Annotated in this window: 13 protein-coding genes and 3 pseudogenes; 9 read left to right on the top strand and 7 right to left on the bottom strand. The window is 46.3% G+C overall.

Annotated features, from left to right (window positions below):
* Positions 1 to 99: 99 nt before the first annotated feature.
* Together prs and dauA are read left to right on the top strand one after the other, a co-directional pair.
* Positions 100 to 1,047, top strand: a complete 948-nt coding sequence (prs, locus tag AC007G_RS18940) for a ribose-phosphate diphosphokinase (protein WP_004863536.1) — start codon at positions 100 to 102, stop codon at positions 1,045 to 1,047.
* A 124-nt stretch (positions 1,048 to 1,171) separates the two neighbouring features.
* Entirely contained in the window at positions 1,172 to 2,851 is a 1,680-nt protein-coding gene (gene dauA, locus AC007G_RS18945; protein ID WP_071999974.1) for a C4-dicarboxylic acid transporter DauA, read from the top strand.
* Here dauA and AC007G_RS18950 read toward each other — a convergent pair whose 3' ends face one another.
* The 3 genes and pseudogenes from AC007G_RS18950 to ychH form a co-directional block, all read right to left on the bottom strand.
* Entirely contained in the window at positions 2,852 to 3,049 is a 198-nt protein-coding gene (locus AC007G_RS18950) for a hypothetical protein (protein WP_376768090.1), read from the bottom strand.
* Positions 3,029 to 3,242 (bottom strand): annotated as a pseudogene (locus tag AC007G_RS18955) (MerR family transcriptional regulator); the annotation flags it as partial. The pseudogene AC007G_RS18955 and the gene AC007G_RS18950, both read right to left, overlap by 21 nt.
* Before the next feature lie 189 nt (positions 3,243 to 3,431).
* Positions 3,432 to 3,707 (bottom strand): stress-induced protein YchH, encoded by a 276-nt coding sequence (gene ychH / locus AC007G_RS18960; RefSeq protein WP_032687095.1) that lies wholly within the window; start codon positions 3,705 to 3,707, stop codon positions 3,432 to 3,434.
* A gap of 272 nt (positions 3,708 to 3,979) precedes the next feature.
* Between ychH and pth the strand changes: the two genes are divergently transcribed.
* From pth to AC007G_RS18990, 6 genes and pseudogenes are all read left to right on the top strand, one after another.
* A complete protein-coding gene (gene pth, locus AC007G_RS18965) occupies positions 3,980 to 4,564 on the top strand; it encodes an aminoacyl-tRNA hydrolase (protein ID WP_032687094.1) in 585 nt (194 codons plus the stop codon).
* Positions 4,565 to 4,681: 117 nt separating this feature from the next.
* Positions 4,682 to 5,776 (top strand): redox-regulated ATPase YchF, encoded by a 1,095-nt coding sequence (ychF, locus tag AC007G_RS18970; RefSeq protein WP_004863554.1) that lies wholly within the window; start codon positions 4,682 to 4,684, stop codon positions 5,774 to 5,776.
* A 214-nt stretch (positions 5,777 to 5,990) separates the two neighbouring features.
* Positions 5,991 to 7,166, top strand: a complete 1,176-nt coding sequence (locus AC007G_RS18975) for a tyrosine-type recombinase/integrase (RefSeq protein ID WP_180889006.1) — start codon at positions 5,991 to 5,993, stop codon at positions 7,164 to 7,166.
* A gap of 208 nt (positions 7,167 to 7,374) precedes the next feature.
* Positions 7,375 to 9,567: an AAA family ATPase gene (locus AC007G_RS18980; RefSeq protein WP_335290249.1), complete on the top strand. Its 2,193-nt coding sequence runs from the start codon at positions 7,375 to 7,377 to the stop codon at positions 9,565 to 9,567.
* Complete coding sequence (locus AC007G_RS18985; protein ID WP_407300215.1) at positions 9,554 to 10,435, top strand: HNH endonuclease family protein; 882 nt, start codon at positions 9,554 to 9,556, stop codon at positions 10,433 to 10,435. Before AC007G_RS18980 ends, AC007G_RS18985 begins: the two co-directional genes overlap by 14 nt.
* Positions 10,436 to 10,489: 54 nt before the next feature.
* A pseudogene (locus AC007G_RS18990) lies at positions 10,490 to 10,684 on the top strand (IS3 family transposase); the annotation flags it as partial.
* Positions 10,685 to 10,700: 16 nt separating this feature from the next.
* Here the strand turns inward: AC007G_RS18990 and AC007G_RS18995 are convergent.
* A pseudogene (locus AC007G_RS18995) lies at positions 10,701 to 10,814 on the bottom strand (integrase); the annotation flags it as partial.
* 143 nt (positions 10,815 to 10,957) lie between these two features.
* On the opposite strand from AC007G_RS18995, the gene AC007G_RS19000 reads away from it, so the two are divergent.
* Positions 10,958 to 12,502 carry a competence protein CoiA family protein gene (locus AC007G_RS19000; RefSeq protein WP_335290247.1) on the top strand — a complete coding sequence of 515 codons (1,545 nt, stop codon included), beginning with the start codon at positions 10,958 to 10,960 and terminating at the stop codon, positions 12,500 to 12,502.
* A gap of 335 nt (positions 12,503 to 12,837) precedes the next feature.
* Here the strand turns inward: AC007G_RS19000 and AC007G_RS19005 are convergent, their stop codons facing one another.
* The 3 genes from AC007G_RS19005 to AC007G_RS19015 all read right to left on the bottom strand — a co-directional run bounded on the left by AC007G_RS19005 (position 12,838) and on the right by AC007G_RS19015 (position 17,661).
* Positions 12,838 to 14,817, bottom strand: coding sequence for an ATP-binding protein (locus AC007G_RS19005; protein WP_407300214.1), 1,980 nt, complete (start codon positions 14,815 to 14,817; stop codon positions 12,838 to 12,840).
* Positions 14,818 to 15,063: 246 nt separating this feature from the next.
* Complete coding sequence (locus AC007G_RS19010) at positions 15,064 to 15,771, bottom strand: hypothetical protein (protein WP_335290285.1); 708 nt, start codon at positions 15,769 to 15,771, stop codon at positions 15,064 to 15,066.
* 417 nt (positions 15,772 to 16,188) lie between these two features.
* Positions 16,189 to 17,661 (bottom strand): hypothetical protein, encoded by a 1,473-nt coding sequence (locus tag AC007G_RS19015; RefSeq protein WP_335290287.1) that lies wholly within the window; start codon positions 17,659 to 17,661, stop codon positions 16,189 to 16,191.
* Positions 17,662 to 18,158 lie beyond the last annotated feature (497 nt).

Here is an 18,158-nt window from a genome sequence, read left to right on the forward strand (position 1 = left end):
ATCGTTCTCTTTAAATACACCGCCTGGATAGAAGAGTGCCGCCCGCACGGTTTCTGGCGCTTTTCATCCACCACTGGACGCATGCCTGAGGTTCTTCTCGTGCCTGATATGAAGCTTTTTGCTGGTAACGCCACCCCGGAACTAGCACAACGTATTGCCAACCGCCTGTACACTTCTCTTGGCGACGCCGCTGTAGGTCGTTTTAGCGACGGCGAAGTCAGCGTACAAATCAATGAAAACGTACGCGGTGGTGATATTTTCATCATCCAGTCCACTTGTGCTCCCACCAACGACAACCTGATGGAACTGGTTGTTATGGTTGATGCTCTGCGTCGCGCTTCGGCGGGTCGTATCACCGCTGTTATCCCTTATTTCGGCTATGCTCGTCAGGACCGTCGTGTGCGTTCTGCGCGTGTGCCGATTACCGCGAAAGTGGTTGCCGATTTCCTGTCCAGCGTTGGCGTTGACCGCGTACTGACCGTTGACCTGCATGCAGAACAGATCCAGGGCTTCTTCGACGTTCCGGTTGATAACGTATTCGGCAGCCCTATTCTGCTGGAAGATATGCTGCAGCTGAACCTGGATAACCCGATCGTGGTTTCTCCGGACATCGGTGGCGTGGTGCGTGCGCGCGCTATCGCCAAACTGCTGAACGATACCGATATGGCTATCATCGACAAACGCCGTCCGCGCGCTAACGTTTCTCAGGTGATGCACATCATCGGTGACGTTGCCGGCCGCGACTGCGTTATGGTTGACGATATGATCGATACCGGCGGCACGCTGTGTAAAGCAGCTGAAGCGCTGAAAGAACGTGGTGCGAAACGCGTATTTGCCTACGCCACTCACCCGATCTTCTCCGGCAATGCTATCCAGAACATTAAAAACTCTGTGATTGATGAATTCGTCGTCTGCGATACTATTCCGCTGGCGCCGGAAATCAAAGCGCTGGAAAAAGTGCGTACGCTGACGCTGTCTGGCATGCTGGCAGAAGCGATTCGTCGTATCAGCAACGAAGAATCTATCTCTGCTATGTTCGAACACTAATCGAGCCCGGCCAAAAAACCCGCTGCGGCGGGTTTTTTTGTCTCTGAATCCAATTTGTATGACTAATGCCTCCTTCACCTGCCATTTAGTTGACAGATGATGCGCCCATGGATGAAACATTATTGTGAACAGATTATTTTCCTCACATGTGATGCCTTTCCGCGCCCTCATCGATGCTTGCTGGAAAGAAAAATACACGCTGTCCCGTTTCACCCGCGATCTGATCGCCGGGATCACGGTCGGGATTATTGCTATTCCTCTGGCAATGGCGTTGGCTATTGGCAGCGGTGTCGCGCCGCAGTATGGACTTTATACTGCCGCCGTCGCCGGGATTATTATCGCCCTGACCGGCGGCTCGCGCTTTAGCGTATCCGGGCCAACCGCCGCCTTTGTGGTCATCCTCTATCCGGTGTCACAGCAGTTTGGCCTGGCCGGACTGCTGGTGGCGACGTTGATGTCCGGGGTCTTTTTAATTCTTTTCGGCCTCGCCCGCTTTGGCCGCTTAATTGAATATATCCCGCTGTCCGTTACCCTCGGGTTTACCTCCGGTATTGGTATCACTATCGGTACCATGCAGATAAAAGATTTTCTTGGTCTGCAGATGGCGCACGTTCCCGAGCACTATCTGCAGAAGGTCTCCGCCCTGGTCATGGCGCTGCCGACGGCCAATCCCGGCGATGCGGCGATTGGCGTAGTCACCCTTGGCACGCTGATCCTTTGGCCGCGTCTGGGGATCCGCCTGCCCGGCCACCTGCCTGCGCTGCTGGCAGGCTGTGCGGTGATGGCGATAGTCAATCTTATGGGCGGCCACGTCGCGACCATCGGCTCTCAGTTCCACTATATTCTGGCTGACGGTAGCCAGGGTAACGGGATCCCGCAGCTGCTGCCGCAGCTGGTGCTGCCGTGGGATATGCCAGGCTCCGACTTTACGCTCAGCTGGGCGTCACTGCAGGCGCTGCTGCCGGCGGCCTTCTCGATGGCGATGCTCGGCGCGATTGAATCACTGCTGTGTGCGGTGGTGCTCGACGGGATGACCGGCACTAAGCACAAAGCCAACAGCGAACTGATAGGTCAGGGTCTCGGCAATATCATCGCCCCTTTCTTTGGCGGGATTACCGCCACCGCCGCCATTGCCCGTTCAGCGGCTAACGTCCGCGCCGGCGCAACATCGCCGGTGTCCGCCGTTATCCATGCGCTGCTGGTCATTATGGCGCTGCTGGTGCTGGCGCCGCTGCTCTCCTGGCTTCCGCTGTCTGCGATGGCGGCGCTGCTGCTGATGGTGGCGTGGAATATGAGCGAGGCGCACAAGGTGGTGAATTTGCTGCGCTACGCGCCGAAGGACGACATCGTGGTGATGCTGATGTGCATGTCGCTGACCGTACTGTTTGATATGGTCATCGCTATCAGCGTCGGTATCGTACTGGCCTCGCTGCTGTTCATGCGCCGCATTGCGCGCATGACCCATCTGGCGCCGGTTAACGTTGATGTGCCCGACGATGTGCTGGTCCTGCGGGTTATCGGCCCCCTCTTCTTTGCCGCTGCCGAAGGGCTGTTTAACGATCTGGAAACGCGGATTGCAGGGAAGCGGATCGTGGTTCTGAAATGGGATGCGGTGCCGGTACTGGATGCCGGCGGGCTGGATGCCTTCCAGCGCTTCGTCAACAAACTGCCGGAAGGCTGTGAACTGCGCGTATCTAATCTCGAGTTTCAGCCGCTGCGCACGCTGGCACGGGCGGGCGTTCAGCCGATTCCGGGGCGCCTGAGCTTCTATCCCGACCGTGCTGCCGCTCTGGCAGACATTTAACTATGGTGACGCGGGCGCATGCGCCTGCGTCATCATCACGCCAGTTGCCTGCCGGAGCCAGCCAGACGTCTCCGGCATCATCCAGGTCCCTTTCATCAGGTGCGGTTCGCGCTCCATCGCAAAGCGGCATTTTTGCTCAGTTTGAGGATGGGTTCCGGCACAGAACTGAAACCACGCCAGCCACTGCCTGGCCTGCACCTTAATCCTGTGCAGACGCTGAACCGCCGCCAGGGTATAGCGCCGCGCTTCTGGCCGGCGGTATCAGCAGCCTCGTTTGTTCATAGTGAGGTAGCGTGCGGACGGTCATTCCGGCACGTCTCGCCGGTTCACCCACCTGATTAACATCACTGCGCCTGTTGTTCGACCATAGCGCCACTCCGCCGCCTGACATTTCGTCAGGGTTAAGTGTTAAAGAGAAGGTATTGTATGGTGGAGGCGCAGCCCGGGCCGCAAACGCGTTGAGCCGAAGAAAAGAGGCGACGCGAAAGTAAAACAGCCAGCTACCGGGAAGGCAGCTGGCTGCAAATGAAGACGTTATGCAAGCGCACCCGCCGTGAGACGGCCGGCGCGGTGAACTGGCTTAGCTATGGCGGTGCTGATCGCGGCGGCAGCGTTTATCGTAATGGCGGACCCACCAGTATTTGTCGCAAACCTGTTCATGCCCGCCAACGCGCGCTCCTGCGAGCCAGAGAACGGCGCCGACAAAAATACTTAAAATCGCGCCATGAGCGAAGAACTGCGGCAGGTCAAGCTGCGGAAGCTGGTTTAAAATAGAGTAACCAACGCCAACAACCATGACGACCAATCCTAAACCCATCAGTACATTACCGAGTAACGAAGCGTTTCTGCGTTTCATATGTCACCTCCGGAACCTTGGGTTACCTGGGAATATCCCCAAAACTTATAGGTCTAGTATAGACAATGGGGATAAGGTTGATTGCGTCGGCGATCACATTAGTTAATATCAAATCAACAAAAACTTACAAATAACTTACTGAACAACATCAAATTCTAATGGTTCATAAGGGTAATTATCTCTTTCCCCGCCGTTGAGGCGGCAGAATTTTGTCAACCGCCTCGGCAAACAGTACACTACGCGCCAGAGAACGACCCAAGCAGGATAGAAAAGTGACGATAAAACTGATTGTCGGCCTGGCAAACCCCGGCGCAGAATACGCGGCGACCCGGCACAATGCTGGTGCCTGGTACGTAGATTTACTGGCTGACCGCCATCGCGCCCCGCTGCGCGAAGAGAGCAAATTCTTCGGTTACACCTCGCGGATTAACCTTGCCGGCGAAGATGTCCGCCTGTTGGTCCCGACCACCTTTATGAATCTCAGCGGCAAAGCCGTGGCGGCGATCGCCACCTTCTACCGCATTAATCCGGATGAGATTCTGGTGGCGCACGATGAGCTGGATCTGCCGCCCGGGGTGGCAAAATTTAAGCTCGGTGGCGGCCACGGCGGCCACAACGGTCTGAAAGATATCATCAGCAAGCTCGGTAATAACCCCAACTTTCATCGCTTACGTGTCGGAATTGGCCATCCGGGCGATAAAAACAAGGTTGTCGGCTTTGTGCTGGGTAAACCTCCGACGAGCGAACAGAAACTGATTGATGAAGCCGTTGACGAAGCGGCGCGTTGCACCGAGGTGTGGCTGAAAGAAGGTCTCACCAAAGCGACCAACCGTTTACACGCTTTTAAAGCGCAATAACCGGTCGACGTGCGGAATTTTTGCCGCGCACGGTGTATAATAGCCAAAGCTATTTACTTTTCTGCAATCTGTTCATTGTAACAGGTTGATTATCCAAAGATTAAGGTGATTTAAATCATGGGATTCAAATGCGGTATCGTCGGTTTGCCCAACGTCGGCAAATCCACCCTGTTCAATGCGCTCACCAAAGCGGGTATTGAAGCGGCCAACTTCCCCTTCTGTACCATTGAGCCGAACACCGGTGTCGTGCCGATGCCCGATCCGCGTCTGGACAAGCTGGCTGAAATCGTCAAACCACAGCGCATTCTGCCGACCACCATGGAATTCGTCGACATCGCGGGCCTGGTGAAAGGCGCGTCCAAAGGCGAAGGTCTGGGTAACCAGTTCCTGACCAACATCCGTGAAACCGAAGCTATCGGTCACGTGGTGCGCTGCTTCGAGAACGACAACATCATCCACGTGAATAACAAAGTGGATCCGGCAGACGACATCGATGTGATCAACACCGAGCTAGCGCTTTCCGACCTCGATACCTGCGAACGAGCGATTCACCGCGTACAGAAGAAAGCGAAAGGCGGCGATAAAGACGCGAAAGCTGAGCTGGCGGCGCTGGAAAAATGCCTGCCGCAGCTGGAAAATGCCGGCATGCTGCGCGCGCTGAAAAACCTGACCGAAGAAGACAAGGCCGCCATCAAATACCTGAGCTTCCTGACGCTGAAGCCGACCATGTACATCGCTAACGTGAACGAAGACGGTTTTGAGAATAACCCCTACCTCGATAAAGTTCGCGAGATCGCCGCAGCTGAAGGCTCCGTAGTGGTCGCCGTGTGCGCTGCTGTCGAGTCTGATATCGCTGAACTGGACGATGCCGACCGCGATGAGTTCATGGCCGAGCTGGGTCTTGAAGAGCCGGGCCTGAACCGCGTGATCCGTGCCGGTTACGAACTGCTGAACCTGCAGACCTACTTTACCGCTGGCGTCAAAGAAGTTCGCGCGTGGACTATCCCTGTTGGCGCGACCGCTCCGCAGGCGGCAGGTAAAATCCACACCGACTTCGAAAAAGGCTTTATCCGCGCCCAGACCATCGCCTATGAAGACTTTATCACTTACAAAGGTGAGCAAGGGGCAAAAGAAGCCGGCAAGATGCGCGCCGAAGGGAAAGACTACATCGTTAAAGATGGCGACGTTATGAACTTCCTGTTCAACGTCTAAATGAAATTTGTCGTCTCATGAGGTTTTACTGAATCTCAGAACAACGGTGAAACTCTATAAAATCCACGCAATTGCGTGGATTTTTCATTTCACAATGTCTCAATTCATCTCGTAGCAACGCTGTCAAAAATGAGTACAGGGATGAGTACAATCAGTTTCCATCTTCATTTTAGGTGAGTACAATAGCGGTATAAGAAATAAACAAGGACTCGCTATGCTCACTGATACACAATGCCGCACTGCTAAGCCGAAAGAAAAACTTTATCGACTCAATGACTTCAATGGTCTTTACCTCGAAGTGAAACCCAACGGCAAAAAGGCATGGCGCTATCGGTTTAAACTCAACGGCAAATCCAGCATGTTCGCGTTGGGTGAGTACCCGACGGTCAAACTTGCCGAAGCTCGCGAGAAATGTGAGCAAGCGCGTAAACAAGTCGCGAATGGAGTTAGCCCGACACAGGCTCGCCAGTTAGATAAGATTCGCAAGGTCAACGACGCATCCAACACCTTTGAGCTGATCGCCAAAGAGTGGTTGCAGATGAAAGACTGGGCCGAAATCACCAAAACTCGCCGCCTTGATATGCTTGAGCGTGTAGTTTTCCCCGCCATCGGCAAACTTCCTATCAGGGACATCACCCCGCACCACATTCTTAAAATTCTTCAGGAAACGGCTAAGCGCGGCGCTCCGACCGTTGCCGCTGAAGCCCGCCGCACCATTTCATCCGTTTTTGAGCTGGCGGTGGCGACGCTCAGAGCAGATAGCGATCCTGTCTGGCCGGTGCGTAAGGCGATTCCGGCAAACAAAACGCAGCACAAACAGGCATTGAATCCGCAGCAAATCGGGAAACTATTAAGCTGTTTTGACAACAGTCGCGGCTCATACCAGGTTAACTATTGCATGTGGCTTATGTGGTGGACGCTGGCGCGACCAGCCGAAGTAACTGAGGCAGAGTGGACAGAATTCGATCTCGATAACGCACTGTGGACTATTCCGTCAACGCGAATGAAAGCCCGCAGAGAACACGTTATTCCCCTTCCCTCCCAGGCTGTCAACATGCTCAGAACACTACAGGGATTAACCGGGCATCGACAGCACCTTTTTCCGGGCAGGGATAATCCGAAAGGTCCAATGACATCGCACTCCCTGCGCCAGCTACTAAAAAGCCTCGGCTGGAGTGGCATTTATAGCCCCCATGCAACCAGAACTACAGGAAGTACGCGTTTAAACGAAATGGGCTATCGACCTGATGCTATTGAGGCCCAACTTGCACACGCTGATACCAACAATGTTCGTCGCACATACAACCATGCAACTTATCTTGATGAGCGTAAAGTGATGATGCAGGAATGGGCTGATATGTTGGACAAATGGGTAGCAGGATCCGTGTAGAACTTAGTGCACTTAGTGAACCACGAGGATAGAACTCATTCCTCAGGGTCCACTTTGTGCCAGAAGCAGACATTGCTAGTACCGAACCATGTTAATTGTTTTGGGGAGAAGTTCACAGTTGAAGGTATCCCCCTGCTTTATAATTAAAGCCAAAAACTCTACAAAGCTGCGTGGTTTCAGATGTTTTTTTCACAGGAGATTATGAACATTGTTAAAGCTAAAAAAACAGGTCAATCCAAAACCGTCTGATATTTCCACAAAAAGTATATTATACAACAAAGAGATGTTTCGACTTAAAGCCTACTTAAAACTTAATAATATTGAACGATCCCGCACCAGAGCACCATTCAATAAAGAAGTACTAAGTTCAGCCGTAATCGATGAGCTTAAGCGAGTCCAAAATAACAAATGTGCATACTGTGAAATCGCTCTAGAAGGTGGAAGTGATAGGTTTATATCGCACTATAGGCCTCTGAGCAATGCTATCGATCCAAAAAATAATATTGAGCATGTGCATTGCTACTCTTGGTTTGCTTATGAATGGCAAAACTTGATGTTGATTTGTGAAGAATGTAATAGCTACAAGCTCAACTATTTCCCCATAATGGGTCGCACTGCATATACCTTTTCTTCATGGAAAGCAGCGCAAATAATGGAGCAACCTATACTGCTCAACCCATTTGAGGACAATCCAACAAGTCATCTGATGTTCGATACAGATGGTATGGTTTTTGGCAATACTGAACAGGGGAAAGCAACCGTAGACTTGCTTAACCTTAACCGGCCAAGTCTTCAAATAAATCGTAAAAAAACAATTGTTCAAACACTCGAACTGATTCTTTTTAGCCATGATAACAATGAGTTAAGCAAGACTCTGAGTGAACACACAAATGATGCCAATACCTACGCTGGTGCTATCAGGAATTGTCTTAGTCATGTATGCCGCATACTTCAAAATAAAAATGGCAATAATAAATATTTTTCTCATTCAAACATCATAAAAAAAATAATTAGGCTTAAAGCAGAATACTCATCTAGCCAATGGGAAGATGCCATTAAATGTTGCAAAATTAACCATCTGGAATTTGTAATTCAAAATACCAACTTGGGTGGTTTTTCTTTGCCAAAGAGATATTCGCATATTAGAAAAATTGAAATCAATCAATTCAAGGGTATAGAACATTTTTCTCTGGATTTCGATAGTGATGTCTCAAATCATCAAACCTCTTGTACTATGCTTTTAGGAGAGAACGCGACCGGGAAAAGTTCAATTCTTCAAGCTATAGCCCTTGCTGTGATGAATGCCGCTGACCGCCGACGACTTCCTCTTAATCGTCAAGATATAATTACTCATGGGCTTGATGTACACGAAATATCTCAAAATCAACTTAATGTGACCGTTTATTTTCGCAATGATGAGCATGTATCCTTAATAATGGATCACGAAACAGGTAAATTAAGAACTATTGGAAAGCCTCAAAATTTAGTCTTTGGCTATGGTTCAAGGCGCTACTTCCTATCTAGGAGATTAATTAAGAATCAACCCTGTCCTAGTAAGACGCTATTCAACCAAGCCGCAAGTTTACCCGACCCTACATTATGGCTCTTAGGCATAGGTGACGATAAATTCAATGCTATAGCGCGAGCATTAGCATCACTACTAACCTTACGTACTGGTGAATTTGTATCCCGTGATTCCCATTCAATTTTCATTCAGCGCCACACATCAACTTTACCAATTGAGCACCTTAGTGAGGGATATAAATCTTTATTTGCGATGGCTGTAGATATCATGAGGGAAATGCTTAATCATTGGGATAACTTGGAGTTTGCTCAGGGAGTCGTATTGGTTGATGAAATTGAAAATCACTTACATCCTCGATGGAAAATGCGGGTTATGAGTGCATTACGCGAATCACTCCCTAAAGTGCAATTCATCACCTCGACTCATGATCCTCTTTGCCTAAGAGGAATGTTTAAAAACGAAGTAAAAGTGTTATATCGGGATCAAGATGGGTACCTGAAACACGTGGAACACTTGCCAAACGTAGCTAATATGCGCATCGAACAAATTTTAACATCTGATTATTTCGGCTTGGCTACCACTGAAGATCCAATGCGCCAGAGCGCCCTTGAGACGCTTGCCAAATACGCAGTATATAAAGATAGTGAACTGTCACTACAAGAACGTAAACATCGTGACGAATTATTAGAAAACTATGGTTCTCTACCTATAATAGGCGACACTATTGATCGACAAATAATAGCCCAAGCATTGACCCGACACATACGTGACACAAGCTTGGTGACCATTGTAGAACGTACCCAAGCTAGAGAAGAGTCAGTTAAAGCGATCATCGAGGTACTTAAACGCAATAGGAGCAAATATGATATCCGTTGACCGCAATCGTATACCCAAACCAGCATCACTAACTGAGCCAAATGGTGCTGGGTATCGTGAGAAAGTACGAGCATCCATTTATTACCAAACTCCTCAAAATAAGGCTTACCCATTCGCATATTACAAAGAGAACGATGTGATAGATGCACTAAACTCATTGTTCTATAACAAATGTGCCTACTGCGAGAGTAAGATTACAAACACTGGACCGATCGATGTTGAACACTTTCGACCAAAGGGAAAAATTGAGGGCGAGACTAATCATTTTGGTTATTGGTGGCTAGCCACGGAATGGACTAATTTGCTATCTTCCTGTATTGACTGTAATCGTGGTCGTTACCAAATTCACCTGAGCAGTGAAGATGGCCAACAATTAACACAAGGGGAAAAATTAAGTGGCAAGCACGATCACTTCCCAGTAGCAGGACCGCGAGCCACCTGTGCCACTGATGACCATAGTCTAGAAGACCCATTGTTGATCGACCCCACCAGAGTAAATCCAGCTGAGCATATTAATTGGAGAATAGTAGCTGATCATCCACTTGCTGTCGCAGTTTCTGTATATGGAAAGACTAGTATTGACTTGTTCGGCCTCAACCGCTCAAAACTCACAGAAGCTCGAAAAGAACTACTATTAAAATTAAACTATGATTTTATATGCTTGAATAATCTAATTAGCTCAATGGTAAAATTACCCACTGACGCAGTTTCCAGTTTAATACCAGCACTGGAAATGAACATTGAAAATTTTTTCAAAAATACCTGCAGTCATAATCAATATTCATCTTTCGCAAGCTACTTTGTGTGGGAAAAATTCAGAGAAGTAGAGTCTATGGTAAACGAATTGCTTGCCAGGGTAGAAACGTAGTGAACCGCCCCGGAAATCCTGGAGACTAAACTCTTTGAGAGAGAGGTAAACAGGATAACTAAAAATACGCGTTTTTCCCCTGAAGTCCGTCAGGGGACCATCCGTATGGTTCTGGAGAGCCAAAACGAATACGACTCACAGTGGGCAGCACTCAGTTCCATTGCCCCGGAGACTGTCTGCACGCCAGAGACACTCCGCACCTGGCTTCGTAAGTATGAACGGGATACCGGTGGCGGTGATGGCGAACTGATGTAAGCACACCTGTTTACTTCCACGCATTTTTTGAGATTTCCGGTTTTTCAGCCATTAACCGGCACTCTTCCGGCGTCAGGTTGTTCTGGGATTCATGAGGCCATTCCATCAGCCAGCGCTCGGTTATACGAGATCTTTACATTACCTTGATGAAAGTAGGGTAATGATGCAAGAATAAACCGATAAGTTGGAAAAGATGCCTTCAAATCAAGAATAGAACAAATGATGATAAATCAACGACATATCTGAGAAAGGATGCTAAAGGAATAAATGCTTTTTGAGTATGCCCTCCATAAAGATACAAACAAAATTGTTCACGTTGATGCCGTTCCTAACGGCAAACGGTGTGAATGCATCTGTAAGAACTGTGGGGACGCTCTGGTAGCAAAGAACAACGGTAGGGTAATAAGCCACCATTTCTCTCACACAACCAAAGAAGAAAGCCGAGACTGTCAAATGACACAGCTGCACATCGAGATGCAGCAACACTTCTTATCGATTTCCAAGTTTACCCTTCCCCAAAATTCGTTAACTCTTGATGATACTGATATATTTGTTCCTGAATTTACTACAGATGTCAGTAAATCAACCCTTGAGTACAAACTCGGGAAATACTGGGCAGATGTGTACCTAGAGACAGGCATTGGTGGTGTAGCAATTGAAGTCTGGGTCACTCACGAATGTGAGGAAGAGAAGAGACAATATTACATCGACCACCAGATTGATTCGATTGAGTACCGTTTTCCACCGAATGAAAACAGGAGCATTGACGAATGGATCGCTCTACTAAAAGTTAACCGCGTAGACTACAAATGGATCTACCACTCAGCCCTTGAGAAAAATAAACTCAAGCACCTGGAAAAGATTGAACAAGAAAAGCAACAGGCCAAAGCTGAAAGAGAATCTAAAGTACACGAACTCATTAAGCGTTCTATGGAGGATAAAACTCTGTATCTCCCCAGCATATGCCAAGACATAGTAGTCGAACACAATGGTAAGACGCATAACATAAATAGAGAGGTATTTACTGCCCGCACCGTTACATGTCAAAAAGTCTCGCTGACATTTGATTCTGATGAATGTGTCGTCCTCGATATATTTACTGGAGGTAGAACGATCAGAGTTGGTTATTCATACTCAAGTTGCATTCCTGAATTGCGAACTCCCGCTGGGAAATATGCGATATGTAATTACTTTGACGATGCGTCTAATGTTATTCATTGCTCATGGTTGAAACATCCTTCTGTGGAGGCAAGCATTCAGAAAAGAAGGAACCAATATATACTAGAATTAATTAAGATCGACAAACTACGCCATATAAAAGAAAAGGTCGAAATGTTAGCTTCTGAATACTCAAACGGTTACGACACATTCTTCAAGGCTAACTACTCGTTTTGGAAAGAATGGATGATTAAGAGACATCTTTTTACACCAGCATTAGACAAGAAAGGCCCCTCTTTCCCACGGCACCTGAAAATGAATCGAAAACATGAGCAACTATGGCCTTTTCAGACGTTTCACATTCTTGTTTTAAGTACTCTCGCCGAAATCATAGATTCATATCCGATTAACAGGCCAATATATTATCGGGATTTATTCATAGAACTAACGCAACATTATGGTTTATCAGAGCAATATCAAGCCATATTAAAAGAATTTAGATCCTTAAATAGTCCTTCTTCTTTTGATGAACTTATCGATGAAGAGAGCATTATAGAAAAGTCTCTTGAACCCTATGCAATGCTTGAACTTATTTTGTTGCGAAAAGATCATGCTAAAAGAAAAGGCTCTCTGGTATCCTCATTGAAAGTTTAATTATTGAATAGACTCATATTCTTGGTCAGAATTAACGAAATACCGGTATGATAATATCCTGCTGTTTGGTCCACTTCACCATCCATGTTAGGTGGATCAGATTAATCTTTCTGCTAAGCAGATTACTAATTCACGACCATGTACATCCGCTTCTAGCACTTGGCAGACCACATGACTTCGAGCCAGAAGCGGAAGTTGGAGTGCCAGAAACTCTCTAAAAATTGATGACTCATTTTGCAGGGATACTTACAGGAAGTCGTCGTAGCTTTATAATTATTAGAATGCGTAGATCATTTTAATAACAACAAAAAACCGCCCGAAGGCGGTGAGGATAATTAGACTTCTTCAGTACTATTTATAACCGGAATAAATTCACGGTGTGTCTTTTCAAGATAACATGTTGCATCATCTCTTGATGCCTCTAGATTCAACTGCTTACTAAAGAAACTTAATTTTGCTCTTGCTGCATTCAACACTTCAGCCCAGGTCATAACCCATACTTCAACATTTAACTCAGCATCATCTAATGTTTTACCTTTAGGCCACCCACGTTGATTAGCCCTACGTTCAGCATACTCATCCATTGAGTTAGACACTGCTATGAAAGTCCATTTTGATTTAGTATGATCAAAACGTTCATCCCCAGAAACAGATAACGCGTATTTTTCGACCTGACCGATAACATCGTAATTAATTTTCTGAGAGGGCCGTTTAAGTTCAACGACTAAATACTCTGTATAGCCTTCATACGGTTGACGGCACTTTGCAAACATTAGGTCAACGCGGCCTTGCCTTCCATCTGGGAGTAAAACAGGTTCGCTATCATCCTCATCATATCTTTTGCCAAGATGCTTGATATGTTTTTTTAAAACATCTTCAAGCCAGTCTTCAGAACCAGCAAGGAAAAAGTCCTCCCGAAAAAGCCAAGCTTCCTTTTCTATAATTTTATGAAGCTGATCTCTTTCCAATAATGTTTTCTTTGTATTTTTATCGTGTAAAAGATTATCTAGCCCATTAATAAAATCAACTCTATTAGACACAATCTGAGAAGCACTAATTATTGATGATAAGGTTGTCCTCTCCAATAACGCAGCCAATTCATCTTGCTCTTTAGACTTCAAACCTAACACTTCGGTTAGAATTTTTTGAACAGACGTGGGATTCTGTTTAATCGCTTGAGATAAGAGCATAAAGGTGAATTTTTTTGTTTTCCTATCAGCACTTTCAAAGCTTTTGAGATAGCTTTGAACATTAACCGCAAGAATATCAAACACCTTTCGTTCAATTACTTCCGTAGGACCTTGGAGTACGTCATCGTTATATGGGTAAATTTCTTGTTCTTTCCAAGAGTCGACGATTTTGGATTTATTAAGAAATGCTTTGTCGAGAAAATGAATCTTCGCCCGTTGAATGATAGCATCTTTAATCGCTCTAACCTCAGGAATAAGCTCACCTAAAGATACTTCATTTTTATCACTTAGCGTCTTAAAATAATCACACTTCGCGTAGAGTGTAAAATCATACCCAGGAGCGCGAATAATCTGCCCAATTTTCTCTTTGTATAGAGAAAACCCTAACAAATCACAATAATGAAGTTCCCTATGAACTTTCTTTTTCCATTCTATAATAGTCAAGGAAGCATTAATCAATGAACCATCTGGGAGACTCACCCCGCCTATATCGTAGTCCTGTTTGTCAGACCAAGCATCAAAAGGTGAGACACTCTTACCTAAGAATATTAACTTCCTACTTGGATACTCTGTAAGGAAAAGAGCAAATTCCATGATTAGATCAGCTAAAGCATCTTCAGTTAATAAAAGCTCCGCAGTGTTACTAGCATTATAAATCTCTACTTGTGTACCTACATCTTCATCATCAGCTAACTCTGGCTCACTGATTGTAAAATCGTTAATTTTATTAGCATCGGTTGAAATTGTATATTTATATTTTGATCCATTTTTTTCGAACACGGTTTTCCAATGAACTTGTTCACCAAGAGAAAGAGATTTGAATCTCCCCCGCCCAAACTGGCCATGGAGGGAACGATCTCCATTTGCCTTCTCAGCTTTTTTCCAAGATTCACCGAGATTACCAAAGTAATCCACAACTTTATTGTGAGCAATTCCGGTACCATAATCCTTAATCAGAATTGCTTCAATCCCCCCAAAGGCCAGATCCGTCTTAATCTCGATCTCAACACGCTTAGATTTTGCATCAAAACCATTCCAAATTAGCTCACTCAATGCGGCAACTGGTTTTGCATGGGCCAATCCAGTAAGAAAGTCGGCTCCAGCTTTGACGGTGATTCTTGACATACGTATTCCTTGACATAGTGTGTTTAAGAATACTGCCATAAAATGGTAGATTTCCTTAGAACTAATGCTGTCGTTATAAAGAACTATATTCAGCTAGCTCAATCTTAACGCTTGAGCTGGAAGCGAAATCCATCACTCAGCATTTTCCAATCGCCACCCCGTGACCAGCCCCTCGTTCCTAACAGAGTTTCCGCCCACTAAGCTTGATCGATGGGCCGATAGCAGACAAGACTGTAGCACTTCATTTCAGAATGATGCCAAAGGGATATACGGATATGTCGCTGACTTGTTACGGGTATCGTCGATCTCCTGATTGAAATCATCAATAGATATCTTCTTGAAAGTCACACCAAGAAGAATCTCGTAATGATCAACTAGTTGACTGAATGTACGAGCACCACCATGACGGCCATCCTTGAGCGCTTTGTACAGAGTGGTATTTACTGATCTGATGTTTGACGTGCTGGGGGCATCTTTTGACGCTTTTATGAGCTTCTGTAGGACAGTCAATGTGGTTGATTCGCCTTTGATTTTCCTTTTCTCATCGTCCGTCAGAGAAATGAACGTCTGGAGTACCCTGATAAGACGTTTCATTCTTGGATCTGATTCAGCTTTCAGCGGTTTAGTAGTCCCGCAGCCACTCTTTTTACTACCACCGGAGGACTCGCCCGTAAGGGGATTGTACGATGGAATTTCCTCAGGTCGCTGTCCGTTCAACTCGAACCACCCCTTTGCTGCGTACAAGCCACAGGTAAAATATCCTGTAAGCTTCGGATTCTCCCTGCTGGTAAACAGGAAAAGGTAATAATCCGTCGTTAGTAGTCCATCGTGATAAGCGGTTTTCTCCTGTCCCGGTAGCAGAACCGACCGGGTGATTGCTTCAACATAGTAGTGTTTATACGCAGCATCTCTTACCGCTTGAGTCGTCTTGCTGTACTCCTTTGGCCAATCCATTTAGCTCTCCAACTTGATGTTTTCAACGGTAACAAAAGTAACAATGTAACATGCAGTCATTTCAACGATCTCAGTGTTACCACCCATTTTGAGCAATCGTATCAAAGTAACAAAAAGGGAATATTTTGTGGTTCATCGCCCTCTTATCGCTTTCCGGCCCACAGCCAGTACCTCTTGGCCAACAATAGTGTCAATTTCTGTCGGGTGCAACTGTGGGCGATTTTGCTGCGGAGACGCTGATAATGAGGAAAAGTGGTGGATTACTGAATGTAATCACCTGAAAAAATATAAATTAAATGTCAGTTCATCGCTGAAAGCAGGCTAAGATCACCTGCCGGCTATGCATATCATGAAAGTGCTAAATGTCCCGTCTAGTTTATCAACCAGGATAAGCTGTAATTGACTGAGTGGCTCCCCTTAATGCTTTTTCTCAATCAACAGATATGAATGTGACCAGTCCGTTACCTCCTCATATGAAACAAACCCATCGTGCTCCAGTGCACAAACGCCCTTATGGTTGACAACATAATCGTATACAGCCCGACTTTCCAGCCCCTGTAACATGTGCGACAACAGCTTCCGGCGCATCACATCTGACTTCCTCCGTTTACGCGCTGCCACATCTTTGTAGGTGATATTGAATGACTGCCCTACCGCATTGGTAACACATTTACCGTAACGATTGGTCAATGCTGTACCTTCGTAATGATCCAGCAGTAAAGCCAGATCTCGCCTCAGGGGTTTCAGAAGGTGCTTCCAGCGTTTCAGTACTCGCTTTGCTTCTACCTTACCTAGCTCACGATTCAACAAGCGTCGGGTACTGGATTTAAGCGATAGCGTAACGAACCCAGCGTTGAATACACTGGAAAACCGGAATTGCTTCACCAATTCCTCAGCAATACGCAATACCCGGCAGATATATTGAGTTTCCAGCTTTTCCAGCGATTTGTCCGAAATGCCAATACTCAACAGCTCATGTCGTAGTATCTCAAGCTGACATCCCTTGATGTCATAATTCACACCACGTGCTAGGCAAGCCCACTTCATTTTAGATGGTAGAGTCTGGAAGCCTGTGCCAACCTCAAAGGATCTCCCGCCGATGTACGCTGTTTTGTACGACTGCCTGTAAGAAACCGTTAGCGGTGATTCCTTCACCAAATCCACACCTGTTTCAGCCAGTCGCGACAGAAAGTTGAAAATGAATATTTTGTTCTTCTTGGTGGGATACTCGTTATAGTAATCCAGCAGTGCATCCAGATTGATTTCAACCGACTCAAGGTTGTTCCAGACACTCACAACCCGTTCCCTGAAAGCAGCGTTGGGGATATCGCGTTTAGACTGCTGATGTTTAGCATTCTGCCCACGGTCGATCGCAACTCCAATCAGATCATCAAATGAGTAGCTTTTACGCTTGGTGAAAATGTCAGTCAGATAATGGTAGCGATCCTGACGGCTAAGGTATGCCTCGCGGTCGTTGCCAAACAACTTACGCAGAACACGTTGAGAAACAGCATATTCCCGGCATGAGTGCTGAACATTGGAATAACCAGTTAGTTTAATGATTCCCGCGCTTGCCAATGCCTCGATTGCACGCTCATTGGTCGGCCCGCTTTTCTTAAATACTCCGGGAAGTTTCTCCCGGCCTAATTCAAATGGTACTGGCACAGAATAAGACCATTTTTTATTCGCCTTAATCTTTGCTTTTTTCTTGTTTTTACGACTACAGGTCGACACACAAATAACATGCTGAAGAAATACTGCTATATTACGATAAAATGGACGCCGAAGACTTGGCACACCATTATAAGGAATACTGAAAACTATCGTTTTGAAATAATCCAGTGTTGAATCTGTCACAAGAATATTGTTATGCGTAATGTATGGTTTCATAATCCACCTGTATATTGAGGTCAAAGCACCATGCCCTGACCCCATTTATTTACAACTAAATTACGCAAATCATATGTGAACCCAACAAGGTTCAGATGCTAGATAATGATCATAATATTGGAGGCTGGAGCCTCATGATAGCTGATACTGGATAATGGCTATAGTATGTAATGACATATATACAGTAATATAGAGATAGAGTGTATACGGAGCATAATAGATACGTCTATATACCCTGTAAAAGCGAATAGCGAATAAATATCAGCTTAGCCAGAATGGGATTAGCGGATATACAAAACGTTACCGGTTATTAAGCGGTTCAACTTTCTCCCGGTGATATTTAATGGCGGTTGTAGGCACATGTTATTTTCTGGATTTCGAACTTTTGATACCTCGACTTTGCTCAAAACCGCCGATCCTTGCAATTGCCTGTGTCAGAGAGAGCCATCGCCGGTTTTCCCCTACCATTGTACGAGGTGTGAATCTGACACTAAACA

The sequence above is a fragment of the Klebsiella sp. CSG-1 genome (genome assembly GCF_056521145.1).